The sequence below is a fragment of the Nonomuraea bangladeshensis genome (assembly GCF_039529455.1).
Lineage (GTDB): Bacteria > Actinomycetota > Actinomycetes > Streptosporangiales > Streptosporangiaceae > Nonomuraea > Nonomuraea bangladeshensis.
Genome location: NZ_BAAAMV010000003.1, coordinates 217,456 through 242,659, shown reverse-complemented (window position 1 = coordinate 242,659; position 25,204 = coordinate 217,456). Strand labels below are relative to the sequence as shown.

Genomic DNA, 25,204 nt, shown 5'->3' with positions numbered 1-25,204 from the left:
ACTCGGTCCTGAACGATACCTGAGAGTTTTGTAACGTTCCGGACCTGCGACGATGAGCATTCGGTAGGTTCGCTTACCCTGGCACTTAACTGGTCCGATCCCTTGCTACACACAGAGTGCGGCCGTCTGTAGGAGCACATGCGCGTCACCCTCGCCCTCCCCCGTGAGCTCGGACCCTCCGAAGTGAGCCGCTGGCGTGCTCTTCAGGAGTCCGATCCGGTCTACGACAACCCCTTCCTGTCGCCCGAGTTCACGATCACGGTGGGCGAGCTGCGCGAGGTCGTCCAGGTCGCCGTCCTCCACGACGGACCCGACATCGTCGGCTTCTTCCCCTTCGAACGCCACCCGCTGGGCATCGGCAAGCCGGTCGCCGCGGGGCTGACCGACGCGCAGGGGCTGGTGTGCGCCAAGGACCTGGAGATCGACGCACAGCGGCTGATCAAGGACTGCGGACTGGCCGTCTACGAGTTCGACCACCTGGTCGCCGGGCAGCCGCTGATGACCGCCCGCGCCGAGCGCCACCCGTCGCCGATCATCGACCTGCGCGACGGATACGAGAACTACACGCGCTTCCTCAAGGACAACTCCGGCAAGACGTACAAGAGCACGCTGGCCAAGTCGCGCAAGCTCCAGCGCGAGGCCGGTGAGCTCCGCCACGACTTCGCCGTCACCGACCTGGAGCCGCTGCACACGCTGCTCGGCTGGAAGACCGACCAGTACCGCCGCACCGGCCGCACCGACCGGTTCGCCCACCAGTGGATCGTCGAGCTGGTCGAGCGGCTGCTCGCCACCCGGACCGACGCCTTCGCCGGCGTGCTCGACATGATCTACGTCGACGACCGGCCGGTGGCCGGGCATTTCGGGGTGCGCACCCGCACCACGCTGGCCGGCTGGTTCCCCGCCTACGACACCCAGTTCGCCAAGTACTCCCCCGGCCTCATCCACCATCTCGCGATGGCCGAGCGGGCGGCCGCCTCCGGGATCGAGGTGATCGACATGGGGCGCGGGCAGAAGGAGTACAAGGAGAAGCTGAAGAACGGCGAGCTCGAAGTGGCCGAGGGCCGGGTCGCCAGGGCGAGCGCGGGGGCGGGCGTGCACTGGATGATGCGCGTCCCGGTGCGCAAGGCCCGCGCGACGGTGATGGCACACCCGCTTCTTCTGCGCAGTGCCGACAAAGCATTGAAAACGTACGGACGACTCCGTAGCGTTATCTCCCGGTGAAACACATCGCAAAGCGCACGGGCCGTCACTGTCTGTCGTTACCTTCCAATCGTCTCGGTCTCTACCTGGCACTACGGCACTGGTGCACGCCCGGGCAGCGGCTGCTGATGTCGCCGATCTCGGCCGACGAGATCCTGTTCCTGGTGCTCGCCGCCGGGCTGCGCCCGGTGATCGCCCCGCTCGACCCGCGCGACGGCAACATCGACGCCGCACGCGTCGACCTCGCCACCGTGGACGCCGTGCTCACGACCAACCTCTACGGCCTCCCCGACCGCGTCACCGCCTTCACCGGCAAGATCCTCATCGAGGACGTCGCGCACGCCATGGAGAGCGATCTCGGCGGGCGGCCGCTGGGCACGTTCGGCCAGGCCGGGGTCTTCAGCCTCTCGAAGCACCCGGGGGCGGGCTCGGGCGGCGTGCTGGCCGTCGAGCACGCCGCCGACCTGCGGGCTCTCGAACGCGCCCGCGACGATGTGCTGGCCCCCGGCTCGCTCCGCGCCGACCTGCTGTCGGTGTCCACCTCGATGGCCCGCCAGGTCGCGCTCAGGCTCGGTCTGGTCCGCCCGGCGCTCGCCGTCGCCCGCGCGATCGGCCTGGAGGAGCCGCGCGACGGCTTCCGCATCCCGCTCAACCCCGACGCGCTGGAGCTGGCGCTCAAGGAGATCCCCGAGCTGCCGCCGTTCGACCCGTGGGTCCGGGCCGACCTGCACGCCTACCGGTCGCGCCGGGGCCCGCTGGCCCGCTGGTACCAGGCGCGCCGGACGGCCAAGGTGCCAGGCGAGCGCGCCCGGCGGCTCGCGGGGGCGGCGCGGCTGGCCGAGCTGCCCGCCGTCGCGCCGGCCGTGCGCGACCACCTGGACCAGCCGCTGTTCCGCGTCCCCCTGCTGGTACGCGAGCGGGACGCGGCCATCGCCGAGCTGGAGCGCCACGGCGTGTCCACCGGCTACCTGTACGCCCCCGCCTACGACGACTACGCCCCCGGCTTCGCCGAGCCGTCGCCGGACCCCGCCCAGGCGCGCTGGTGGGCCCGCCACGTCCTTCCCGTGGACCCGATGTACGTCCACCGCTCCCTGCCCGTCCTGCGCGCCCTGGAGCCCGCTACGGCGCCCCCGCCACCGCTTCCCTGACGATCCCGGCGAGGACCCGGCAGCCCCGGCGCACGTCGGCCAGCGACGCCGAGCCGTAGCCGATCACCAGCCCGTGCAGCCGCTCGCGGCCGTGATGGTGCCGGCCGGTGGCGTCCAGCAGGACCCCCCGCTCCCTGGCCCGCTCGACCACGACGGGCACCACGGCGGCGGGCAGCTCGGCGAGCACGTGCAGCCCCGCGGTGTCGCCGCGCAGCCGGCACACCGGCCCCAGCAGCTCGACGACGACGGCCCTGCGGCGGGCGTACTCCAGGCGCATGCGGCGCAGGTGCCGGTCGAGGTCGCCGCGCTCCAGCAGGGTCGCCACCGCCTCCTGGACCGGGCCGCTGGTCCGGTCGGCGACCGCGCTGCGCAGCCCGGCGATCCGCCCGACCAGCTCCGGCGTGCCGACCAGCCAGCCGACGCCGACGTCCGGCGACAGGGTCTTGGACAGCGTGCCGAGCAGCACCACCCGCGACGGGTCGAGGCCGTAGAGGGCGGGCAGCGGGGCGACGTCGTAACGGAACTCGGCGTCGTAGTCGTCCTCGACGATGGTCGCGCCGGTGCTCCGCGCCCAGGACAGCAGCCGCTCGCGGCGCGGGATCGGCAGCCGGCCGCCCAGCGGGAACTGGTGGGCGGGGGTCGTGTAGAGCACGCGGAGATCGCCGGGCAGGCCGTCGACGATCACGCCGTCGGCGTCCACCGGGCACGGCACGATCTCGGCGCCGCGCGCCGCGAACACCGTGCGGGCCACGTGGTAGCCGGGGTCCTCGACCCCGGCGCGGGCGCCCGCGCCGAGCAGGGCGAGCGCGCACAGGTCGAGGCCGTTGCCGGTGCCCCTGGTGACCAGGATGTTCTCCGGGCCGACGGCCATGCCCCGCGCCCTGCGCAGGTGGTCGGCCAGCAGCTCGCGCAGCCGCGGCAGGCCGTACGGGTCGGGTTCGGCGCCGGGCGGCGACTCGCCCGCCTTGCGCCAGGCGCGCTTCCACGCGGCCCGGTCGTGGTCGCGCACCCAGGGCCGGCCCGCCGTGAGGTCGATGAAGGCGGCGGCGGGCTCGGGCGGGCCCTGGTCGCGGCGGGTCTCGCGCGGCGGCGTGACCACCCGTTCCATGTCCACTCTCTCCATGTCCGCCACGAAGGTGCCGGAGCCGTGCCGGCCCTCCAGCCACCCCTCGGCGTAGAGCTGCTGGTACGCCTCCGTGACGACGGTCCTGCTCACCTTGAGCTGGGCGGCGAGCGCCCGGCTCGACGGCAGCCGCTCGCCGGGCGGCAGCGTGCCGTCCAGCATGGCCCGGCGCAGCCAGCCGGCGAGCTGGGTAGTGAGCGGCACAGCGGTCTCCCGCGAGAGGGAAACCGGCAGGTCGACGGAGCTACGCACGCAAGTGGTCCCTACGAAGGGGTCGACAGTGGCCATCCAGACTAGGTCCACTTCCTGCGTACGGTCGAATCATGCTCTCCGCCACTCCCCGCACCACGCTCGGCCGCTCCAAGGAGCGCGGCAGCACCGACAGGAACCACCTGTACGACGTGCTCGACTCCGGCCTGATCTGCCACCTGGGCGTCGTCGTGGACGGCTGCCCCATGGTCGTGCCCACCGGCTACGGCCGCCTGGACGACACCCTCTACCTGCACGGCTCCACGGGCGCCCGGTCGCTGCGCGCGGCCGACGGCGGAGAGGTCTGCGTGACGGTCACGCACCTGGACGGCGTCGTGCTGGCCCGCTCGATCTTCCACCACTCGGTCAACTACCGCTCGGCGATCGTCTACGGCCGCGCCCGGCTGGTGACCGACCCCGACGAGCGGCTGGCGGGCCTGCGGGCCCTGTCGGAACGGCTGGCGCCCGGCCAGTGGGACTACGTCAGGCAGCCGAACCGCAAGGAGCTCGCCGCCACCTCCGTCCTCGCCCTGTCACTGGAGGAGGCGTCGGTCAAGACGCGCCGCGGCGGGCCGTCGGACGAGGAGGAGGACTACGACCTGCCGGTGTGGGCCGGCGTGCTGCCGCTGGTCACGACGTGGGGCGCGCCCGAACCCGATCCGGTGCTCCCAGAAGGTATCGATCCCCCCGTTCACATCCTCCATCGGGAGTAGTTCCATGAATCAGGGCCACCTGGCAAACCCGCGCTCTTGATCGTACGTCTCATCAGGTGGGCCGGATCCTGATGGGAGTTGGCATATGGACTGGACCGCCCCCGGCTACACCCAGATCAGACAGCTCGGCGCCGGCGCCGGCGGCCGCGTCGTGCTGGCCGTGCACGACGAGACCGGGGTCGAGGTCGCCATCAAGTACCTCGCCACGCACCTGCTCCAGGACCCGGCGGCGGTGGCCCGGTTCCAGTCGGAGGCGCGGCTGCTGACCACGCTGCGCCACCCCCACATCGCCACCATGTGGGAGTACGTCCAGGACGCCGGCGGCGCGGCCATCGTCATGGAGCTGGTCAACGGCGTGCCGCTGCGGGCGCTGCTGCGCGAGAACGGCACGGCCGAGCCCGAGGCGGCGCTGGCCGTGCTCAAGGGCTCGCTGCTGGGCCTCGGCGCGGCGCACGCGCGCGGCGTCGTGCACCGCGACTACAAGCCCGAGAACGTGCTCGTCCGCGACGACGGGGTGAGCAAGCTCGTCGACTTCGGCATCGCGGTGCGGCAGGGCTCGGCCGGGGTGCCCGAGGGCACGCCGCCGTACATGGCGCCGGAGCTGTGGGAGGGCCGGCCCGCCTCGCCCTCGACCGACGTGTACGCCGCCACCGCCGTCTTCTTCGAATGCCTGACCGGGCACCGGCCCTACCGCTCGACCGAGCCCAGCGTGCTCGGCTACCAGCACGTCCACGCCCCGGTGCCCTTCCACGAGGTGCCCGCGCCGGTGCGCGAGCTGGTCCGGCGCGGCATGGCCAAGGACCCGGCGCGGCGGCCGGCGGGCGCGGAGGCGTTCGTGGCCGAGCTGGAGGCCACGGCCGTGGCCGCGTACGGGGAGGACTGGGAGGAGCGCGGGCGGCGGCGGCTGGCCGCGCTGGTGGGCCTGCTCGCGCTGCTGCTGCCCACGCCGCCCGCGGCCACGCCGGAGGTGACCACGTCGTTCGCCCGTACGGTCTTCCGCGGCCTGCGCGCCAACGCGGCCCGGGTGGCGATGGGCGGCGGGCTGGCCACGGCGGTGGCGGTGGCGTCGGTGATCCTGCTCGCGAACCGGGAGCAGCCGCCGCCCGCCGGGCCGATCGGCGCGGCGGTGGTCGTGCCGCCGACCACCATCACGCCCGAGGCCGCCGCGGCGACCCCGACCCTGGAGCCGACGCCCGAACCGACCCCTGAGCCGACCTCGACTCCGGAGCTCTCGCCCGGGCCGACGCCCGAGGTGCTTCCCGAGAGCACCCCGGCCGGCACGCCGAAGGCCGTCGTGCCGGTGGACGAGCCCTCGGACCCGCCACGGACCACTTCCCGCCCGGCCACTTCCCGTCCCGCCACTCCCCGGCCGGCCACCTCCCGGCCCGCCACCCCCCGCCCGGTCACCTCGCCGCCGACGCGCGGCCCTTCCAGGACCCCCACCCCCACACCGACGCCGACTCCCACCCCGACGGTGACCACTCCCTCGCCGGCCACGTCCGTGCTCGGGGTCAGCGTCGGCGAGCCGACCATCGGCGCCGACGGCGTGGCCGCCGCGACGATCACCGTCCGGGCGAGCGGCACCGCGCCCGTCGCCGCCACCGCCGTCTGGTCGGTCCCCGGCGGCCCCGGCAGGACCCAGCGCCTCGCCTTACGCGGCTCGACCTCCTACACGCGCACGCTGACCTGGACCCCCGGCGAGCGCGCCTGCGGGCGTACGGTCACGCTGACCGTCACCACCACCCCGGCCGCCGCCGGTGGCGCGCGGACCGCGTCCGTGTCCGTGCCGCCCTGCCCGGCCCGGGTGACCGGCCTGCGCGTGTCCCTGGACATGCCCGCCGCGCCCGGCCGCGCCGCGCGGGCGGCGATCAGGGTGACGGCGAGCGGCACCGGCGAGGTCCCCGTCACGGCCCGCTTCGCGGTGAACGGCGACCAGGTCTCCGCCAGGGACCTCACCCTGTCCGGCCGCACCTCCTACAGCCGCGTGCTCACGCACGCCTTCCGCTCCCGCCCGTGCGGCTCGACGGTCTCGGTCCGGGTGACGGCGGGCGGCCGGACGGCCACCGCGCGGGCCGCCGTGACCTGCCCGCCCGAGGTGCGCCAGGTCACCGTGCTGCGGGCGAGCGCGGGCGACGGCCTCACGGCCACGGTCCGGGTGCTGACGTCCAGCACCCAGCCCGTACGCCTCACCGTCAGGTACACCACCGGCGGCGAGGGCGGCGGCTCGGACACGGCGACGCTGTCGGGCGAGACCTCGTACGTGCGGACCTTCTCCTTCCCGGTCAGACTGGCCTGCGGCACGCGGTGGACGGTGACCGCCTCGACCGATCCGGCGGCGGGCAACGGCGGCGACTCGGCGAGCGGGACCACCGCCGCCTGTCCTCCCCGCGAGGAGGAACCACGCGAGGAGGAGCCCGGTGAGGGGCCGTCGAAGACCCCGCGACCTGAGGTTTCGCCTGAGACTTCCGACACACCGGTGGAGATCGACTGAAGTCGTCCGTCACACTTATCGCCATATCGGCAGGGAATCCGGTTCGCTCCCGTTAAGCTACGGACTCGTTTGATGCGGGTGGGGGCCCACACAACTCCAGAGGAGACCGTATGTACGGCGAGGGCCAATGGGGGGTCCCCGGCTATACCGAGGTTCGCGAGCTGGGCTCGGGAGCCGCCGGGCGTGTCGTGCTGGCCACGCGCGACCACGACGGCGCCGAGGTGGCCATCAAGTACCTCAGTGACGAGCTGAGGTCCGACATGGGGTTCGTGGCCCGCTTCCGGCACGAGGCGCGGCTGCTGGGCACGCTGCAGAGCGCGTACCACGCCCGCCTCATCGACTACGTCGAGTCCGGCTACGGCGCGGCGATCGTCATGGAGCTGGTCAACGGCGTCTCGTTACGCGAACTGCTCCGCTCCCAGGGCCCGACCGGCCCCGAGGCGGCGCTGACCGTGCTGAAGGGCTCGCTCCGGGGCCTCGCCTCGGCGCACGCCATCGGCGTCGTGCACCGCGACTACAAGCCCGAGAACGTCATGGTGCAGGAGGACGGCACCAGCAAGCTGGTGGACTTCGGCATCGCGGTCCGGGCCGGCGAGGACGCCGGAGCCGCGGGCACGCCGCCGTACATGGCGCCCGAGCAGTGGTCGGGCGCGCCCGCCGGCCCCGCCACCGACGTGTACGCCGCCACGGTCGTCTTCTTCGAGTGCCTGACCGGCGGCCGGCCGTACCGCGGCACCAACCTGGTCGCGCTGGCCGCCCAGCACCAGAGCGCGCCGGTCCCGGCCGAGGAGGTGCCGGCCGCGTTGCAGGGCCTGGTCGAGCGCGGCATGGCCAAGGACCCCGCCGAGCGGCCGCCGTCGGCGGAGGCGTTCCTGACCGAGCTGGAGGCGGTCGCGGCCGGCGCGTACGGCCCCGACTGGGAGGAGCGCGGTCGCCGCCGCCTTGCCGCGCTCGCCGGCATGCTGATCATGGTCTTCCCGAGCTCGCTGGACGAGCCGGTCGAGACCGAGACCTCGTTCACCGAGAGCCGCTTCCCCGACGCGGCCGGGCTGCTGCGCAAGATCCCGGCGAAGATCGCCGTGGCGACGGTCGGCGCCGTCGTGGTGATCGGCGCGGCCGTGTTCGCGCTGTCGTCGTCCGGCGAGACCAAGCTCTCCGCGGACTCCACCCCGGTCACCCCGAGCGCGGTCGTCCCCGCCACGGAGGAGCCCGTCGAGGAGGACACGGAGCCCACGGAGGAGAGCACGCCCGAGGAGACCACGCCGGAGACGACGCCGACCGCCACGCAGAGCCAGGCGCCGCCCACCACCGTGCCCACCACCGCACCCACTGCCGGGCCGACCGCCGCGCCGACCAGGACCACCACCCGGCCCCGGCCCACGCGCAGCCCGATCAGGACGCCGACGCGGACCCGCAAGGCGTCCCCGACCGCGACGGACACCGACGAGGACGAGCCGACCGGCAGGGTGGAGGTGCCGTCGAACACCCGGCGCCCGCAGACCTCCGCCGCCCCGACCAGGAGCAGCAACCCGCCGGCCACCACCCGCCCGACGCGGCCCACGCAGGAGCAGCCCAGCTCGTCCCAGCCGCCCACGTCCACGCCGCCGACCGACCCGTCCAGCCCGACCGGCGACACCACGCCGAGCGACGACCCGCGGATCAACCGCGCGGAGGCGGCCCCGGGCGCGCTGCTCGCGCTCGGCCTGATGACGTCCGGCGTCGTGCCGGTCACACTTGCGGTACGGGGCCGCATGGCGGGCCGCCACAGAAGGAAGCGCTAGACGCGCCGGGGGGCGAACGGCGATGAACAATCCTGAGCACGGGATCGCCGGTTTCCGGCTGACCGAGCACACGTGGATGACGGAGCTGGGCAACTGGATCGACGCCATCTCGCCGGACGGGCGCAGGGCGGGCGCGCTGCTGTTCGACGCGCGGCGCATGGGGCTGCCCGGCGTGCGCGAGCGGGTGGTGGCGGCCGTACTCACCGACCAGCGGCTGGTGCTGGGCGGGCTGACCGGGCTCATCCCGGTCGCGGACGTGGTGGCGGCCGGCGACCAGGTGTGGCTGCTCACCGGCCAGGCGGTCAGCCCGACGCTGGCCGACCTGCTCACCAGCGCGCCGATCGAGCCGGCCGGCGCGGCCTCGGCACTGGTGGAGACCGCGCAGACGCTGATCGCGCTGCACGCGGCCGGGGTCACGCACGGCTCCGTGCACCCCGGGACGGTGGTCGTCACGTCCGAGGGCGCGGCGCTGCTGTCGGAGCGGGGGCTGTCCGACGCCATCCGCGGCCTGGTGTCGCCGCCGGAGCGGGACGCCGCCGGGTGGGCGGCGCTGGCGCGCGGGCTCGCCGCGTCGTTCGTGGCGTGGGCGCCGCAGGCGGCGCAGCTCTTCGAACGGGCCGCGGGGCTGGCCGGGACGCTGGGTCTCGCCGCCGCGCGCGGCGCGCTGCTCGCCGAGCAGGCGTCGCTGCCCGGCGGGACGATCGGCAGGGAGGGGCTGGCGCGGGCGGCGCGGGGCCGCTCGGCGTTCGCGCAGCCGCCCGCGCACGCCGCCGCGGCGGCGGCCCTTCCGGCGCTGCCACGCGACGAGGGCGACATCGTGACGTTGCTCGGCCCGGGCCGCGTGTGGCCGGGACAGCCAGGACCGGGGCAGACGGGGCCAGGACATGCGGGGCCGCTGCACGCGGGGCCGGGACAAGCGGGACCGGGGCAGGCAGGGCTGGGGCAGGCGGGGCCGGGGCAGGCGGGGCCGGGACAAGCGGGGCCGGGACAAGCGGGGCCGGGACAAGCGGGGCCGGGACAAGCGGGGCCGGGGCAGGCGGGGCCGTCAGGGGCTGTGCAGTTCGGGCCCGGTGTGGGCACGCAGGAGCAGCGGCCGGCGACCACGGCCGAGCAGATCTGGCGCTCCGGGCGGCCGGAGGCCGACACCGTGCAGCGCGGCGCGGGCGGGCGCCGGGTCAAGGCGGCCCGGTCGCGGCGGTGGCGCACGATCGGCTCCACGGCGCTCTTCGCGGTGATCATGGTGGGGGCGATCCTGGCCTGGTTCAGGCTGAGCGACGCGCCGGACCTCGCGATCGGGTCCGTGGACGTGAAGGTGGCCAAGAAGTCGTACGGATGCGACGCCACGGCCCTGGTCACCGGCGTGGTCGTCACCAACGGCGGGTCCGGCGTGATCACCTACGAGTGGCACAAGAACCTGGACGACGAGGTCGTCAAGGGCACCGTCCAGACGCGGTCGGACCAGACGTCGTACCAGTTGCCGCTGCGCTGGTCGCTCAACGGCAAGGCCACCGAGAAGGCCACCGCCACGCTGCGCATCGTGAGCCCCGAGCCGGCGCGTACGGACAAGGTCAGCTTCACGTACAAGTGCTGATGCCGCTCGGCCTGCATACCGGAGCGGTTTCTTACTAATCTGGCCAACATGACCACCCAGACCCCCGCGGGCTGGTATCCGGACCCCTATGGCGAGCCCAAGCTCCGCTGGTGGGACGGCAGCCAGTGGACCGACGCCACCCACGTCCAGGAGCAGGGGCCCGCACCGCAGTCCCAGCCCCATCCCCAGCAGCAGCAGCCGGCCTCCGGCCCGCAGCAGCAGGCGCGGCCGGACTGGTCGGCGACACCCGCGAACCCGACCTCGCAGTACGGCGGGCCCACCTACGGGCAGTCCGCCTACGGCCAGCCGGCGCCCACGCAGCCGCACTGGAGCCCGGGCGGTCCGCCCCAGGGGCCTGGCGGTCCACCCCAGGGGCCCGGAGGCTACGGCCCGCCGCCCAGGCAGGGCAACCCGATGCCGTGGGTGTTCGGCGGCCTGGCGGCGCTCGTGGTGGTCGCGCTGCTCGTCGCGGGCGGGATCTTCCTCGTCAACCGCGGCGAGTCGAGCGCGCTGCCCTCTCCGGGCGACACCTACGTGCCGCCGGAGCAGCCGACCCAGGAGCCGCCCGCGGAGCCGCCTTCTGGGCAGCCGTCGCCCGGCCAGGCCTCCCCGCCGCCGCAGCCCGCCGACGGCCGGATAGCCGACACCCAGACCGGGATCTCGTACGAGGTGCCCGAGGGCTGGTCGGTGCCCCCGCAGCTCAACCCGGACAACCCGCCGCCCAACCGCCAGCTCTGGTCGTCGAGCGTGGAGAAGACCTCGCACGACAACTACGACGGCAAGGGCGGCACCTGGGTCGGCAACGTCAACACGGGCCTGCTCAACGAGCTCTACCCGTACACCGGGGCCTCCGGTCTCCGCGCGACCGCGCAGGCCGTCTTCATGGACTTCGCGCAGTTCTACTCGGTCGCGCACGAGACCAAGATCGCGGCCGACAAGGCCATCAAGATCGGCGACCGCGAGGGCTGGCTGCTGCAGTTCGAGCTGGACTTCACGAAGGCGGCGAAGGAGAACGGCTACAAGTGGAAGAAGGAGACCGGAGCCATCGTGCTCATGGACCGCGGCGCGAACGAGCGGCCGGCCCTCCTCTACGTCTCCGTGCCGGACAATCTCGGCACCGGCGTGGTCGACAAGGTCGTCGGCTCGCTCAAGCCCGCGTGACCAGTGGCACTAGGCTGGTGGGGGTAACAAGCGGGCGGATCGCTCCGAGCCGCTGGGCGAGGAGATCGTATGAGTGACTTGCTGGTCTGGATCGACTGCGAGATGACCGGGCTCGACCTCGGGCGCGACGCCCTGATCGAGGTGGCCTGCATCATCACCGACAGCGAGCTCAACCAGCTCGACGAAGGCGTCGACGTGATCATCAAGCCGCCGCCGGAGTCACTGGAGCAGATGTCGCAGGTGGTGCGCGAGATGCACACCGCCTCCGCGCTGCTGCCCGAGCTGGCCGGCGGGATGACGCTGGCCGAGGCGGAGTCGCTCGTGCTCGACTACATCCGCCACCACGTGCCCGAGCCGAAGAAGGCGCCGCTGTGCGGCAACTCCATCGGCACCGACCGCACGTTCCTGGCCCGGGACATGCCCGCGGTGGACGGCCATCTCCACTACCGGATGATCGACGTGTCGTCGATCAAGGAGCTGGCCCGCCGGTGGTATCCACGGGTCTACTTCGCCGCGCCGGAGAAGCAGGGCGGGCACCGCGCGCTCGCCGACATCACCGAGAGCATCAGAGAGCTGCGCTACTACCGGGCGGCGATCTTCGTGGAGCAGCCGGGGCCTGATTCGGTGACCGCGCGAGGACTCGCGGAGCGGGTCAGCAGCTGAGCCGGGGGGCGGGTCCACGGCTCAGCCGGAGCGGTTCAGCGGCTCAGCCGGGCGTGTCCGCGGATAAGGAGTGGCGTAAAGACTCCCGAACCCCGCTACACTTTTCCTGTGCCGCCTCGCGCGGGCGGCCATGGTGGGTGTAGCTCAGTTGGCAGAGCACCAGGTTGTGGTCCTGGGTGTCGAGGGTTCAAGTCCCTTCACTCACCCCAAGCGCACGACGGCCGGTCCTGATGGACCGGCCGTCGTCGTTTTTCTCCCGACAATCGCCACCAAATCACGACAATGCGGGTTATGCTCGCTGTCTACCGCTAACGCCGGAAGCGCGGGGGCCTCGGCGATCTGACCGTCTTCGCGCCCCCGGAGGCCGGATGAGAGTCGACGACGCAGCGTTCGAGAGCGTGTTCACCTCCCTGAGCAAACGCGAGATCGAGGTCATGGACCTCATCGCCGACGGGGAGTCCAACGGTCAGATCGCGCGGCGCCTGTTCCTCAGCGAGAAGACCGTCAAGAACCACGTGAACCGCATCTACGCCAAGCTCGGCGTGGACAGCCGGGTCACCGCCATCGGCCTCTGGAGGTCCCGCCGCCAGTAACCGGCCATCGGCCGGGGGGCGCCACGCGGAAAGCCGTGGCCTCCAGCCACGGCCAGGGGCGCCACGCGGAAAGCCGCGGTCTCCAGCCACGGCCGGCCCGACGCCGCCCCTGCACGGCCCGCCCCTGCACAACCCGCCCCTGCACGGCCCGCCGCCGCCCTGCCTCAGCCGGCCCGCCGCCGCCCTGCCTCAGCCGGCCCGCCGCCGCCCTGCCTCAGCCGGCCCGCCGCCGCCCTGCCTCAGCCGGCCCGCCGCCGCCCTGCCACGGCCGCCCTGCCCCGGCCGGCCCTCGGGCCGGCGGGGTGGGGTGCGGGCGGGATCTCAGGCGCCCGGGTCGATGCGGCGGCCGGTCACGCGGGTGGGTCTGATCTTGAGGTATTGGCCGCGGTCGCCGCCCGCCCACGGCTCAACGCCCGTGGCCGCGGCCGCCGCGCGCTCCTCCTCGTCCGTCACGTGGTGCAGCGAACCCTGCACCAGGACGCTCCAGCCGCCCCGCGTCGCCTCCTCGATCCTGTCGACCTCGAAGGCCACGACGTACTCGACGTCGGCCACGCCGGTGCGCAGGTCCTCGTCGGTGGACCCGCCGGTCGCGGTGCGGAAGACGATCGCGCCGTCCAGCAGCCGGAAGTTGACCGGCAGGACGGTGAGCCCGTAGCGGCCGGCGAACGCGATGCGGCCCACGCCGCCGGGCTCCAGCAGACGCAGGCTCTCCTTCTCGTCCAGCGTCACCAGCTCGGGGTGCGCGGCGGCGGGCCCGGCGCCCGCGGGCGGCTCGGTGAGCAGCTCCTCCACGGTCGTCTCCAGGGCTCCGGCCAGCCGGGCGAGCGCCTCGCGCAGCGGCAGCCCGGCCCGTCCTTCGAGGTAGGCGACGTAGTCGGCCTCGACCTTCGCGCGTTCGGCCAGCTCCTCGCCACTGAGGCCGAGCGCTTCGCGCCGTTCGGCGATGCGGTGGCCGAGGCGCTCGATGGTGGTCACTTGCTGCGACATCGGTGATCTCCTCCCAGGGATCACCGTAACCCCATTTCCCGGCGCGCAGGGAAAGGGGGCCTTTCTTCGCACGGTGGTTTAACCGACGCTGACGGAGTCATAGGAGTCCATGGCGCCGTCGAGGGGGAGGAAACCGGTCATGGTACGGAGAACGCGGGTCGTGGTGGTCGGGGCCGGTTTCGCCGGTCTCGCGGCCACCCGGGAGCTGGCCAAGGGCGGGGCGCTGGTCACGGTGGTGGACCGCAACCCGTACTCCACCTTCCAGCCGCTGCTGTACCAGGTGGCGACGGCCGGCATGGGCACGGCGGACGTGTCGTACCCGATCAGGACCTTCGCCGCCAGGTGGCGGAACGTGCGGGCCCGCCGCGCCGCGCTCAGCAAGGTGCTGCCGAACGAGCGGCGGGTGGAGCTGGAGGACGGCAGCTCGCTGGAGTACGACTACCTCGTGCTGGCCACCGGCGTGACCACGAACTGGCTCGGCGTGCCCGGCGCCAGGGAGAACGCGCTGCCCATCTACTCGCTGAACGACGCGGCCACCCTGCGTCGGCGGCTCCAGCACTACCTGGAGGACACGGCGGCCGGGCGGCGCGAGAGCACCGACGTCGTGGTGGTGGGCGCGGGCGCGACCGGCGTCGAGGTGGCCGGCACGCTGGCCGAGCTGCGCCGCCGTACGCTGCCGCTGACGCATCCCGAGGTCCGGCCGGACCAGACGAGCGTGACGCTGGTGGAGCGCTTCGACTACGTGCTGGCCCCGTACAAACCGCGGCTGCGCCAGGCGGCGGAGAACGCGCTGCGCCGGCGCGGCGTGCGGATGCGCCTGGGCTCGACGGTGGCCTCGGTGGAGCCGGACGCGGTAGTGCTGAAGGACGGCACCAGGCTGCCGAGCGACGTGACCGTGTGGGCGCTCGGCGTCACCGCGCCCGACCAGGTCGCCGACTGGGGGCTGCCGCAGGGCAAGGGCGGGCGGATCACGCTCACCGAGGCGCTGAACGTGCCGGACCATCCGGAGATCTTCGTAGCCGGCGACCTGGCCGCGCCGCCGAAGCCGCTCCCCCAGCTCGCCCAGCCGGCGTTGCAGATGGGCAAGCACGCGGCGCGGCAGATCCTCGCCGCGGCCAAGGGCGAGCCGCTGCGGCCGTTCCGCTACAGCGACCCCGGCATCATGGCGACGGTGGGCAAGGCGGAGGCGGTGCTGGAGCGGCCCAGCGGGCTCACCGTGCGCGGGTTCCCCGCCTGGCTGACCTGGATCTTCGTCCACATCGCCTACCTGCTGGGCGGGCGCAACCGGGCAAGCGTGCTGCTCAACTTCTTCTGGCGTTACCTCGGGCCGCGCCGCACCGCCACCAGCGTCACCCAGTGACCGGCGTCCCGGCGTCGAGCGCGGCCGCCAGGGCGCTCAGCCCGTGGTCGAGGTCGGCCTCCGGGATGTTGAGCGCCGGGCGCAGCCGCACCGAGCGGGGCCCGCAGGCGAGCACGAGCACGCCGTGATCCTCCCTGAGCCGGGACACCAGGGCGTCCCTGGCGGCCGGTGAGGGCAGGTCGAAGGCGGCCATCAGGCCGCGTCCGCGCACGCCGGAGACGGTCTCCGGATGCTCGGCCTCCAGCTTGACGAGCCGTTCGAGCAGCACGGCGCCGAGCGTCCCGGCGCGCTCGATCAGGCCGTCGCGCTCGATGATCTCCAGGATGCCACGGCTGCGGACCATGTCCACCAGCCCGCCGCCCCAGGTGGAGTTGATCCGGCCGCTCACCTGGAAGACGTTGTCGGGCACCAGGTCGACCCTGCGGCCGGCCATGATGCCGCCGACCTGGACCTTCTTGGCGAACGCCACGATGTCGGGCTCCAGCCCGAGCTGCTGGTAGGCCCAGGGCGTGCCGGTCGTGCCGCCGCCAGTCTGGACCTCGTCCAGGACGAACAGGGCGTCGTGCTCGTGGCACAGGCGCTGCATGGCCTGCAGGAACCGGGGGGTCATGTGGTTGTCGCCGCCCTCGCCCTGGATGGGCTCGGCGATGAAGCAGGCGATGTCGTGCGGATGCCGTTCGAACGCGGCCCTGGCCTGGGCCAGGGCGCGCTCCTCGGCCGCCTCGACATCGCCGAGATGGGTGGCGGGCACCTCGACGCGCGGCCAGTCGAAGGCGGGGAAGCGGTCGGTCTTGCCCGGCTCGGTGTTGGTCAGGCTCATGGTGTAGCCGCTGCGGCCGTGGAAGGCCCGCGTCAGGTGCATGACCTGGGTGCCGAGGTCGCGGGAGCGGCCGGCCGCCTCGTTGCGCCGGCTCTTCCAGTCGAAGGCGGTCTTGAGCGCGTTCTCGACGGCCAGGGCGCCGCCCTCGACGAAGAACAGGTGCGGCAGGGCGGGGTCGCCGAGCACACGGACGAAGGTCTCCACGAAGTCGGCCAGGTGCTCGGTGTACATGTCGGGGTTGGCCGGTTTGTTCCGCGCGACCTGGCCGAGCAGCTGGACGAAATCGGGGGCGAAGGGCGGGTTCACGCCCAGGGGGGCGGAGGCGAAGAAGGTGTAGAAGTCCAGGTATCGGCGGCCGTCACGCGCGTCGACGAGCCAGGATCCGCGGCTCAGCTCCAGGTCGAGCACCAGGCGGTAGCCGTCGACGAGCAGGTGGCGGGCAAGGCGGGTGTGTACGTCCATGTCGCCTCCACTGTGGGCGGACAGGTCGCGCGCATCTCCGGTGAAGCGCCGACCCACACGTAAAAATTACGGTATATGTACCCATCAAGTGAAGTTCTTCAACAAACAGCGCCGAGCCGCTCAGCCGTGCGAGTAGACCACGATCGACACCGCGATGTACTGCACGAGGTACGCCGCGAGGGTGAAGGCGTGGAAGACCTCGTGGAAGCCGAACCACCGGGGCGAGGGATCGGGGCGGCGCAGCCCGTAGACGACCGCGCCGGCGGAGTAGAAGACGCCGCCCACCGCGACGAGCACCACGGCGGCCACCCCGGCGCCCTCCAGGAGCTGCGGCATCACGAAGATCGCGGTCCAGCCGAGCAGCAGGTAGAGCGCGGTGGACAGCCAGCGCGGCGCGTTGAGCCAGAACAGCCGGAACAGCACGCCCGCCGACGCCCCGCCCCAGATGACGCCGAGCACGGCCACCCGCGCCGCGCCCTCCAGGGCGAGCAGCGCGAACGGAGTGTAGGTGCCCGCGATGATCAGGTAGATGTTCGCGTGGTCGAAGCGGCGCAGGACGGCCGCCAGTCTCGGCCCGAGCGTGCTCCGGTGGTAGGTCGCCGAGATGCCGAACAGCAGCGCCGAGGTGATCGCGTAGACGGCGGAGGCCAGGCGGGCCTGCAGCGTCGGGCCGAGCGCCACGAGCACGAAGCCCGCGACCAGGGCCACGGGCAGCGCGCCCGCATGCAGCCAACCGCGCAGCCTGGGCTTAACGGTCAAGGTCGTCATGAAACCTACGGTACCGTAGGTTAGAGGCCGTTGAGGAAGCGGACGGCGATGGGCACGGCGGCGCCGCGCCCCGATCCCCCGTGCCGGACGAACACGCAGAAGGCCAGGTCATCGCGGTATCCGATGAACCAGGCGTGCGGCCGGCCGTCCGGCGTCTCGGCCGTGCCGGTCTTGCCCGCCACGCCCGCGGGCAGCCCCATCCCGGACGCCGTGCCGTGGTCCACGACGGCCGCCATCATGTCCCTGAGCGCCTGCACGACACGCTGGTCCATGCGGACGTCCTCGCTCGTGACGCCGTCCACGCGGCGCACCTGCTCCTTCGACAGCAGCCGGGGCGAGCGCCAGGTGCCGTTCTCCACGGCGGCGGCCAGCGCGGCCATGCAGAGCGGCGTCGTCACCACCTCGCCCTGGCCGATCACGTCCTCGGCGAAGGTGTCGACGCTGTCGGTCGCCGGGACGGTGCCGCAGCTCCCGCCGATGCCGGTCACCATCTGCCGGCCGAAGCCCCACGCGGCCGCCGTCTCCGCCAGCGCGGCCGAGGTCAGCCGGTTGGTCGCCTGCTCGACGAACGTGGTGTTGCAGGAATGGGCGAAGGCGTCGGTGAACGTGATGACCCCCCGGTCCACCTCGCCGTCGTTGCGGATCGTACGGAAGCCCGGCACCGTGTACGAGCCGGGGCACGGCACCTCGGCCTGCGGATCGAGGCCGTGCTGCACCAGCGCCGCCGCGGTGACCGTCTTGAAGATCGAGCCCGGCGGGAAGACGTCGCGCACGGCGCTGTAGTTGTCCTTCAGCCGGTCGGCCAGGCCCAGGATCTCGCCGGTGCTGGGCCGGACGACCACGATGGTGGAGTCGTCCACGGCGTCCAGCGCGCGGGCGGCGGCGGCCTGGACCGGGCGGGAGAGGGTGGTGCGCTCGACGTTCGCCGCCGGCTGCTTGCTGAGCAGCGACCGGTCCGGCTGCCCCGGCGTCTTCAGCAGCAGCTGCCAGCCGGTGTGCGCCTCGGCGAACTCGGGCTTGAGCGGGTCGAGATAGGCGTCGGCGTAGCTGTCGTGCGGGATGCGGTCGCCCTCGCTGGTCACGAACTCGGCCGAGGTCGTCTCGATCTCCCCCAGCTCCAGCCGGGCGCCGTCCTTGAGCAGCGGGTGCAGCGTCTCGGGCGTCCACAGGACCTTCCACGCCCGGTCGCGTACGGCCAGCCGCAGCGTGCCGTCGAACGGCCAGGCCCCTAACTCCGCGAGCCGCCGCACGCCCGCGAACGGCACCTCGGCCGACTCCTCCCCCGTCCGCCTCAGCGGTCCCGGCGTCAGGGCCAGCGACTCGACGTGCAGCTCCTCCGACAGCGCCCGGTGGCGGGTCACGAAGTCCGCCGGCGGCTGGTGGACCAGCCGCTCCATGCCCAGGACGTCTCCTTTGCGCCAGGCCGCGAAGTAGGCCGCCGCCGTATCGGCCGCGCTCCCCTTCACCCGGTCCGCCGCGAAGACGGCGAACGCGCCGGCCCCGACTATCGCGGCCACCGCGACAACGAGCACAATCAGCTTCCGGCGTCGCATACGGTTTCTCCCGGGAGGGATCAGCGTGACACGTGGACAGCGGGAACCGGCGCCTGGGGTCTATCCGGTGACGTTCGGCGAGGTCGAACTTCTCCGGGACCTGGACAGGCAGGACGGCTGGGTGCTGTCCAAGGATGGCGTACCTCAGTCTTATGTGGATCTCAAAGACCCCACATTTCTGGAATTCGAGTACGTACGTCTCATGGCGGACGTGATCGACCTCCTCGACGAGGGACCGCTCAGCTGTCTCCACGTGGGCGGCGGCGCCTGCTCCATCCCGCGCTACGTCTCCGCCACCCGCCCCGGCTCGCGCCACATCGTGGTCGAGCCCGACGGCCTCCTCGTCAATCTCGTACGCGAGCAGCTCGACCTGCGTTCGGTGCCGCGGCTGAAGGTGATCGTGGAGGGCGGGCGGACGGGCACCGGCAAGGTGTGGGACGACACCGCCGACCTGGTGGTGCTGGACGCCTTCACCGGCGCGACCATGCCCATCGAGCTGGCGACGGCCGAGTACATGGGCGACCTGGCCCGCGTCCTGCGCCCGGAGGGCACCCTGCTGGTCAACCTGGCCGACGGCAAGGGCCTCGCCTTCGCCCGGCGGCTGGTCGCGACCGTCACGGAGACGTTCCGGCACGTGGCGCTGCTGGCCGAGCCCGGCATCCTGCGGGGGCGGCGCTTCGGCAACCTCATCGTCGCCGCCTCCCGCGCGGAGCTGCCGGTGGACCTGCTGACCCGCCGCGCGGCGGGCGGCCTGACCCAGGCCCGGTGCGTCCACGGGGAGGCGCTGACGAACTTCGTCGCGGGCGCGGCCCCCATCAGGGACGGCGACCACGTGCTGGCGCCGGTCCCGCCGCCCGCCGTCTTCGGCTGAGCCACCGTCAGGTGAGCGGGCGGGCCGCGGCGGTCTGCCGCCAGATGAGGCCGTCACGCAGCACCAGCGTGCCGTAGGTCTCCACCCGGTTGCCGCCGACCGTCATCCTGGCCTGGTAGAAGATCACGTCGTCGCTCGTGCGGACCGAGACCAGCTCGTCCACCTGCGGGTTCGCCTCCAGATAGGCGGCGAAGAGCTCGCCGATCGCCGGCGGGCCCTCGGCCACCCGGTCGAAGCGGACCACGACGGCCTCCGGGTGGTATTGAGCCAGCAGAGCGTCGAGATCGCCGGCGGCGATGGCGGCGAGCTGGCGGTCGAACACGTCCTGGGCGGTCATGCGGCGCTGCCTTCCACGGGGCCTTCCACAGAGCGGGGGCGGAGGAGGTCGTGGCCGACCTGGGCGGCCGCGTACGCGAGGATCAGCGCCAGCGCGGCGGCGGTGGGCAGAGCGGCCGAGGCGAGCGTGAGCACGGCGGCGGCCAGGCGCAGCGTGGCGGCGCGGCGCTCGTTCGAGCACAGGTGCTGGACGCCGAGCACGACGAGCACCAGCGCGGCCGGAACGCCGACCGCCCAGCTCGTCGCGGCCGGATGGGCGATGGCGTGCTCGACGCCGACCGCGTACGCGACCAGGCCGAGCGACAGCGGCAGGTGGGAGTAGACCCAGACCTGCCCGGCCAGCCGGGTGCGCAGCACCACGGACTCATCGGTGTGGCCGAAGTAGAGCCACCAGAAGGCCATCGCGATCGCCACCCCGGCGGCGGCGAGAGCGAGCGTGCCCGGCGTCATCTCGTGGCCCTTGAGCCCGACGGCCACGGACCTGACGGCCTCGCCGAGCACGATCACCACGAACAGGCCGAACCGCTCGGGCAGGTGCTCGGTCTGCGGCGGCAGCTTGCCCTGGTGACGCCGGGACAGCAGCGGCGTGCCGAGATCGACGAGCAGGGCCACGGCCCAGAACGCGTAACGCGCGGGCGGCTCGACGGCGAGCGAGGCCAGCCAGACGAGCGCGGCGACGGAGAACCCGGCGGCGTAGCGGGCGGTCAGCGGCCTGGCCTCGGGAACGTGCCGCCCGGCCCGGAGGTAGGCGACGACGAGCAGCAGCCTGGCCGCCACGTAGGCGAGCGCGAACAGTCCCGAGCGCTGCTCGATGTCGCCCACGGCGGCGGCCATGGCGGCCACGGCGAGGATCTGCGGCAGGGCCAGCAGCCGGTGGCTGACGTCGTCGGTGTCGAACCGGTTGGCGTAGAAGACGTAGCCCGCCCAGGCCCACCAGACCGGCACGAACAGGCCCACGTAGACCAGGAGACGGCCCTCGCCGAGCGCGGCGGCCAGCTCGGCCACCGCGACCACGAAGGCGAGGTCGTAGAGGAGCTCCAGCCAGGTGACGCGGCGGTGCGCCTGCTCGAAGAGCCGTAATCGGGGTGGCTGCCACTGGCTGGTCAATGCGCTGCCCTTCTTCAGTATGTAATTGTGTAAGTCTCGCACCGCCAGAAGCTTGGACGAAACGGGTTTCCAGTCAGCGCAGCGTCAGGCAGGCGACCCGGTCGCCCGCGGTGCCGGCCTGCGGGCCGCTGGTCACGGTGGGCTTGGCGTGGATCACCAGCGAGCCGGGCAGGCGGGCGGGGTCGAACGCCCAGTCCTGCTTGGCCGTGGAGCGGCCCGCCCCGTCGGCGTCGGTCGTGAAGTCCAGCCAGACCTCGCTGGCCGGGGTGATCTGGCCGGGGTGGTGCTGGTAGTGCGGACCGGCGTCGTCGGGCTTGCCGCCGCAGGGCTTGGCGTGCAGGTGGGCGCCGTAGTGGCGGCCGGGCAGCAGGCCCTCGGTGACGAGCGAGGTGCGGGTCGCGCCCGCCGACGACTCGACGGTGACGCTGACCTGGGCGCCCTCGGGGACGAGCGTGCGGTCGTAGGCGATGACGCCGGTGTCGTTGGTCGTGAACTCGCCCGCCGAGGAGAGGTTGACCTCGCCCGCCTGCGCGGCGGCGCCCGCCGGGGCGGCGCGCTCGCCCGGACCCTCGGCGTGCATGGGCGGGGGCGAGCCCGCGCAGCCGGCGGCGGCGAGCAGAACGAGCAGGAACGCGGGCACACGCATGTGAACTCCCCCAAGGTCCGGAGCCGGCGGCTGCCGAGAGGCCACCCACTCTAACGAGTGACCATGAGACCACGGAGAGTATTGACGGGAAACGGCGCGTCAGGCGCCGTGCTCGGCGGCGATCGCGTCGATGAGGGCCGCCAGCGTGAAGTCGAGCTCGGTGAGTCCGCCCTGGTCGTGCGTGGTGAGCGCCAGGTGCAGGGTGCGCCAGCGGATGTCGATGTCGGGGTGGTGGTTGAGCTCCTCGGCCTTGACCGCGATCGCGTCCACGATGCGGATGGCCGTGGGGAAGTCGGGCGCCTCGACGGTGCGCCGGATCTCCTCGCCCTCGCGCCGCCAGGCGGGAAGGTCCTTGAGCCTGCTCTCGACGTCCATGAGGTCACCCTACGGTAGGGCCGGGTCCTTGCCGGGGACGATCCCCCGGCCGCAGAGTGGTCACATGATCGAGGAGTACGCGGACCGCGTCTGGCGCGGCGAGTCGGACGACAGCATCGTGGACGCGGGCCTGGCCGGCGGCGGCGTCCACCCGATCGCCGACGGGGTCGGCTGGTGGCAGGGCTTCGGCAACGCGATCGCCTTCGCGGGCGAGGGCGAGCTCGCGCTCTTCGACACCGGCAGCCCGTTCTCGGCCGGGCGGCTGCACGAGGACGTACGGGCCTGGAGCCGCGCGCCGCTGACCACCGCTTTCTACTCGCACGGGCACATCGACCACGTCTTCGGGCTGGGGCCGTTCGAGGAGTCGGGGCCGCGCGCCACCGTCTACGCCCACGAGGCCGTCGGCGACCGCTTCCGGCGCTACGTGCTCACCAACGGCTACAACGCGGTGATCAACCAGCGCCAGTTCCAGGCGGACGACCTGCGCTGGCCGGCGGAGTACCGCCATCCCGACGTGACCTACCGCGACGCGCTGACCGTACGGCGGGCCGGGGTGACCTTCGAGCTCACGCACGCCAAGGGCGAGACCGACGACGCCACGATCGGCCACGTCCCCGAGCACCGGCTGCTGCCGGGCGACCTGTTCATGAGATACCCCCGAGGGGGAGACCCCCGCCTTCAGGCGGGGGAGGAACCGGACTCCTGCGGAACAGGGCAGGAACAGGCGATACGCCGTCAAGCAAACCGCCGTCTGTCCGAAACGGCCGGTGCCCGAGTGACCTCGCACATATGATCGAGGGGTGGCGCAGCTGGTGAAGCGGGCCTACAAGTACCGCTTCTATCCGACCCCCGAACAGGCCGAAGAGCTTGTCCGGACGTTCGGCTGCGTGCGCCTGATCTACAACAAAGCACTCGAAGAGCGGACCCGCGCCTACAAGCTGGAAGGCCGCGGAGTCTCCTACACCGAGTCGTCCGCGACGCTGACCGCGTGGAAGAAGACACCCGAGCTGGCGTTTCTTAACGAGGTGTCGTCGGTGCCGCTGCAGCAGACGCTGCGGCATCTGCAGGCGGCGTTCGCGAACTTCTTCGCCCGCCGCGCCAAGTACCCCACCTTCAAGAGCAAGAAGAGGTCGCGGGCGTCGGCCGAATACACCCGCTCTGGGTTCCGCTGGCGCGACGGGCGGCTCACCCTGGCCAAGATGGGCGCGCCGCTGGACATCGTGTGGTCGCGTCCGCTGCCCAAGGGAGCCGAGCCGTCCACGGTCACCGTGAGCAGGGACCCGGCCGGGCGGTGGTTCGTGTCCCTCCTGGTGGAGGAGGAGATCGTGCCCTTGCCGCCCGTCGACCGCTCGACGGGCCTGGACGCGGGCCTCACCGCCCTGCTCACACTGGCATGCGGCGAGAAGCTCGCCAACCCGCGTCACGAGCGTCGCGAGCGGCGCAGGCTGGCCAAGGCCCAGCGGGCGCTGGCCCGCAAGGAGAAGGGTTCGAAGAACCGGGCCAAGGCCCGGCTGAAGGTGGCGCGGGTGCACGCCCGGATCGCCGACCGCAGGCGCGACTACCTGCACAAGGTCACCACACGGCTTGTACGCGAAAATCAAGTGATCGCCGTGGAAGACCTGGCCGTACGCAACCTGCTCAAGAACCACGCCCTGGCCCGCGCCATCTCTGACGCCGGGTGGCGGGAGCTGCGGCGCATGCTGGAGTACAAGACGGACTGGTACCGCCGCACGCTGGCGGTCGTGGACCGTTTCTTTCCCTCCTCCAAGTTGTGCTCGGTCTGCGGGACGCTGCAGGAAGAGATGCCGTTGAGCGTCCGTGTGTGGGTTTGTGCGTGTGGCGCGGTGCATGATCGGGAGGTGAACGCGGCTCAGAACATGCTGCTCGCCGCCGGGCCGGCGGAGAGCTGAAACGCCTGTGGAGCTGGTGTAAGACCTCAACGGGAGTCCTCCTCTCGGGCGGGCGACCGGCGATGAAGCAGGAAGACCGACCGGCGACGGTCGGACTCCCCTCGGTACACGAGGGGGAGGAGGTCAACTGGGTGACGCCCAACTGCGGCAACCCCCAGAAGGTGCAGCGCTACCCGCGCGAGTGGGTGCACGCCCTGCACCGCATGGCCGCCATGGACGCCGAGATCATGCTGCCCAGCCACGGCGCGCCGATCTTCGGCCGCGACCGGATCAGGCAGGCCCTGCTGGAGACCGCCGAGTGGCTGGAGTCGCTGGTCGGCCAGACCCTGGACCTGCTCAACGCCGGGGCCAGGCTGGACGAGATCATCCACACCGTGCGCCCGCCCGCGCACCTCGCCGATCGCCCCTACCTGCGGGCGCGCTACGACGAGCCGGAGTTCGTCGTACGCAATCTGTGGCGGCTCTACGGCGGCTGGTACGACGGCAACCCGGCCACCCTCAAGCCCGCCCCCGACGCCGTGGTGGCCGAGGCGGTCGCCCGGCTGGCGGGCGGCCCCGCGGCGCTGGCGGACGCGGCGCTGAAGGCGCTGTCCGACGGCGACGAGCGGCTGGCCGGGCACCTGGCCGAGATGGCGGCCCTGGCCGCGCCCGACGACGCGGGGGTGCACCGGGTGCGGGCGGAGGTGTTCGCGGCCCGCGCGGCGAGCGAGCGCTCCCTCATGGCGAAGGGCGTCTTCGCCTGGGCCGCCGCCGAGTCCAGGAAGCGGTCGTGAAGCCGTTACGGTGATGTCCCGTGGAACGGATCATCGGTGTCGGCGTCGTGCTGACCGCGCCCGGCGGGCGCATCCTGCTGGGCGAGCGGGTCAAGGCGGGCGAGCCGCCGTCGTGGTGCCTGCCGGGCGGGGCGGTGGAGCCCGGCGAGGGGTTCGAGGCGGCCGCCGCGCGGGAGCTGCGCGAGGAGACCGGCCTGTCCGACGCCGGGCCGCCCCGGGTCACCGCCGTGGTGCTCGACCATCCCGGTGAGGGAGTGGTGCGGGTGACCGCGGCGGTGACGATGGAGCTGCGCTCGGGCGAGCCCGTGGTCACCGAGCCGCACGTGTTCCGGTCGTGGCGCTGGTTCGCCGTCGGCGACCTGCCGTCGCCGCTGTTCCCGGCGACGGCGCGGGTGCTCGGCGGCCACGGCGAGGGCCACTACCGCGTCACCGGCTGAGGCCCCGGCGGCCGCTACCGCGTCACCGGCTGAGGCCCCGGCCCCCGGTCCAGGCCGGGAGAGCCGCCACCGCGCGGCGCGCCGGG

23 protein-coding genes, 1 tRNA gene and 1 pseudogene are annotated in these 25,204 nt (G+C 73.0%); 16 read left to right on the top strand and 9 right to left on the bottom strand.

Going from position 1 to position 25,204, the window contains the following annotated elements; genetic code table 11:
- Positions 1–138: 138 nt before the first annotated feature.
- Together ABD292_RS09345 and ABD292_RS09340 are read left to right on the top strand one after the other, a co-directional pair.
- Positions 139–1,221, top strand: a complete 1,083-nt coding sequence (locus ABD292_RS09345; protein ID WP_344206666.1) for a GNAT family N-acetyltransferase — start codon at positions 139–141, stop codon at positions 1,219–1,221.
- Positions 1,218–2,348, top strand: coding sequence for a DegT/DnrJ/EryC1/StrS family aminotransferase (locus tag ABD292_RS09340; RefSeq protein WP_344206665.1), 1,131 nt, complete (start codon positions 1,218–1,220; stop codon positions 2,346–2,348). Before ABD292_RS09345 ends, ABD292_RS09340 begins: the two co-directional genes overlap by 4 nt.
- Here ABD292_RS09340 and pdxR read toward each other — a convergent pair.
- Entirely contained in the window at positions 2,320–3,723 is a 1,404-nt protein-coding gene (gene pdxR / locus ABD292_RS09335) for a MocR-like pyridoxine biosynthesis transcription factor PdxR (protein ID WP_344206664.1), read from the bottom strand. The genes ABD292_RS09340 and pdxR overlap by 29 nt on opposite strands.
- Positions 3,724–3,794: 71 nt before the next feature.
- On the opposite strand from pdxR, the gene ABD292_RS09330 reads away from it, so the two are divergent.
- From ABD292_RS09330 to ABD292_RS09295, 8 genes are all read left to right on the top strand, one after another.
- Complete coding sequence (locus ABD292_RS09330) at positions 3,795–4,433, top strand: pyridoxamine 5'-phosphate oxidase family protein (RefSeq protein ID WP_344206663.1); 639 nt, start codon at positions 3,795–3,797, stop codon at positions 4,431–4,433.
- Between the two features lie 85 nt (positions 4,434–4,518).
- The gene (locus ABD292_RS09325) at positions 4,519–6,924 is read left to right on the top strand and encodes a protein kinase domain-containing protein (RefSeq protein WP_344206662.1); all 2,406 of its coding nucleotides are present in this window, start codon (positions 4,519–4,521) and stop codon (positions 6,922–6,924) included.
- A gap of 110 nt (positions 6,925–7,034) precedes the next feature.
- Complete coding sequence (locus ABD292_RS09320; protein ID WP_344206661.1) at positions 7,035–8,705, top strand: serine/threonine-protein kinase; 1,671 nt, start codon at positions 7,035–7,037, stop codon at positions 8,703–8,705.
- 22 nt (positions 8,706–8,727) lie between these two features.
- Positions 8,728–10,296: a protein kinase family protein gene (locus ABD292_RS09315; protein ID WP_344206660.1), complete on the top strand. Its 1,569-nt coding sequence runs from the start codon at positions 8,728–8,730 to the stop codon at positions 10,294–10,296.
- Positions 10,297–10,344: 48 nt separating this feature from the next.
- Positions 10,345–11,457, top strand: coding sequence for a DUF2510 domain-containing protein (locus ABD292_RS09310; protein WP_344206659.1), 1,113 nt, complete (start codon positions 10,345–10,347; stop codon positions 11,455–11,457).
- A 69-nt stretch (positions 11,458–11,526) separates the two neighbouring features.
- The gene (orn, locus tag ABD292_RS09305; protein ID WP_344206658.1) at positions 11,527–12,120 is read left to right on the top strand and encodes an oligoribonuclease; all 594 of its coding nucleotides are present in this window, start codon (positions 11,527–11,529) and stop codon (positions 12,118–12,120) included.
- A gap of 133 nt (positions 12,121–12,253) precedes the next feature.
- Positions 12,254–12,329: transfer RNA gene (locus tag ABD292_RS09300), tRNA-His, on the top strand.
- A gap of 159 nt (positions 12,330–12,488) precedes the next feature.
- Complete coding sequence (locus ABD292_RS09295) at positions 12,489–12,713, top strand: helix-turn-helix domain-containing protein (RefSeq protein WP_344206657.1); 225 nt, start codon at positions 12,489–12,491, stop codon at positions 12,711–12,713.
- A 321-nt stretch (positions 12,714–13,034) separates the two neighbouring features.
- Here the strand turns inward: ABD292_RS09295 and ABD292_RS09290 are convergent, their stop codons facing one another.
- On the bottom strand, positions 13,035–13,700 hold the full coding sequence (locus ABD292_RS09290; protein WP_344206656.1) for a helix-turn-helix domain-containing protein: 666 nt from the start codon (positions 13,698–13,700) through the stop codon (positions 13,035–13,037).
- 139 nt (positions 13,701–13,839) lie between these two features.
- On the opposite strand from ABD292_RS09290, the gene ABD292_RS09285 reads away from it, so the two are divergent.
- The gene (locus tag ABD292_RS09285; RefSeq protein WP_344206655.1) at positions 13,840–15,060 is read left to right on the top strand and encodes an NAD(P)/FAD-dependent oxidoreductase; all 1,221 of its coding nucleotides are present in this window, start codon (positions 13,840–13,842) and stop codon (positions 15,058–15,060) included.
- On the opposite strand, the gene lat is transcribed toward ABD292_RS09285, so the two are convergent.
- From lat to ABD292_RS09270, 3 genes are all read right to left on the bottom strand, one after another.
- Positions 15,050–16,342, bottom strand: coding sequence for an L-lysine 6-transaminase (gene lat, locus ABD292_RS09280; RefSeq protein ID WP_344206654.1), 1,293 nt, complete (start codon positions 16,340–16,342; stop codon positions 15,050–15,052). The two genes, ABD292_RS09285 and lat, sit on opposite strands and share 11 nt — an antisense overlap.
- A 120-nt stretch (positions 16,343–16,462) precedes the next feature.
- On the bottom strand, positions 16,463–17,110 hold the full coding sequence (gene trhA, locus ABD292_RS09275) for a PAQR family membrane homeostasis protein TrhA (protein WP_344206653.1): 648 nt from the start codon (positions 17,108–17,110) through the stop codon (positions 16,463–16,465).
- Between the two features lie 20 nt (positions 17,111–17,130).
- Positions 17,131–18,627: a penicillin-binding transpeptidase domain-containing protein gene (locus ABD292_RS09270; RefSeq protein ID WP_344206652.1), complete on the bottom strand. Its 1,497-nt coding sequence runs from the start codon at positions 18,625–18,627 to the stop codon at positions 17,131–17,133.
- A gap of 61 nt (positions 18,628–18,688) precedes the next feature.
- Between ABD292_RS09270 and ABD292_RS09265 the strand changes: the two genes are divergently transcribed.
- The gene (locus ABD292_RS09265) at positions 18,689–19,534 is read left to right on the top strand and encodes a spermidine synthase (RefSeq protein WP_344206651.1); all 846 of its coding nucleotides are present in this window, start codon (positions 18,689–18,691) and stop codon (positions 19,532–19,534) included.
- Positions 19,535–19,541: 7 nt separating this feature from the next.
- Here ABD292_RS09265 and ABD292_RS09260 read toward each other — a convergent pair whose 3' ends face one another.
- From ABD292_RS09260 to ABD292_RS09245, 4 genes are all read right to left on the bottom strand, one after another.
- The gene (locus ABD292_RS09260; protein WP_344206649.1) at positions 19,542–19,871 is read right to left on the bottom strand and encodes a nuclear transport factor 2 family protein; all 330 of its coding nucleotides are present in this window, start codon (positions 19,869–19,871) and stop codon (positions 19,542–19,544) included.
- Complete coding sequence (locus ABD292_RS09255; RefSeq protein ID WP_344206648.1) at positions 19,868–21,019, bottom strand: low temperature requirement protein A; 1,152 nt, start codon at positions 21,017–21,019, stop codon at positions 19,868–19,870. The genes ABD292_RS09260 and ABD292_RS09255 overlap by 4 nt, the downstream gene beginning before the upstream one ends.
- 31 nt (positions 21,020–21,050) lie before the next feature.
- The gene (locus ABD292_RS09250) at positions 21,051–21,623 is read right to left on the bottom strand and encodes a superoxide dismutase family protein (RefSeq protein WP_344206647.1); all 573 of its coding nucleotides are present in this window, start codon (positions 21,621–21,623) and stop codon (positions 21,051–21,053) included.
- 99 nt (positions 21,624–21,722) lie between these two features.
- Positions 21,723–21,998 carry a 4a-hydroxytetrahydrobiopterin dehydratase gene (locus ABD292_RS09245; RefSeq protein ID WP_344206646.1) on the bottom strand — a complete coding sequence of 92 codons (276 nt, stop codon included), beginning with the start codon at positions 21,996–21,998 and terminating at the stop codon, positions 21,723–21,725.
- Between the two features lie 64 nt (positions 21,999–22,062).
- On the opposite strand from ABD292_RS09245, the gene ABD292_RS09240 reads away from it, so the two are divergent.
- From ABD292_RS09240 to ABD292_RS09225, 4 genes and pseudogenes are all read left to right on the top strand, one after another.
- A complete protein-coding gene (locus ABD292_RS09240) occupies positions 22,063–22,791 on the top strand; it encodes an MBL fold metallo-hydrolase (RefSeq protein ID WP_344206645.1) in 729 nt (242 codons plus the stop codon).
- A 7-nt stretch (positions 22,792–22,798) separates the two neighbouring features.
- Positions 22,799–23,997: pseudogene (locus tag ABD292_RS09235) on the top strand (RNA-guided endonuclease InsQ/TnpB family protein); the annotation flags it as partial.
- Complete coding sequence (locus tag ABD292_RS09230; protein ID WP_425565060.1) at positions 23,971–24,681, top strand: alkyl sulfatase dimerization domain-containing protein; 711 nt, start codon at positions 23,971–23,973, stop codon at positions 24,679–24,681. The pseudogene ABD292_RS09235 and the gene ABD292_RS09230, both read left to right, overlap by 27 nt.
- Before the next feature lie 20 nt (positions 24,682–24,701).
- Positions 24,702–25,118 carry a nucleotide triphosphate diphosphatase NUDT15 gene (locus tag ABD292_RS09225; protein ID WP_344206643.1) on the top strand — a complete coding sequence of 139 codons (417 nt, stop codon included), beginning with the start codon at positions 24,702–24,704 and terminating at the stop codon, positions 25,116–25,118.
- The last annotated feature ends 86 nt before the right edge of the window (positions 25,119–25,204 follow it).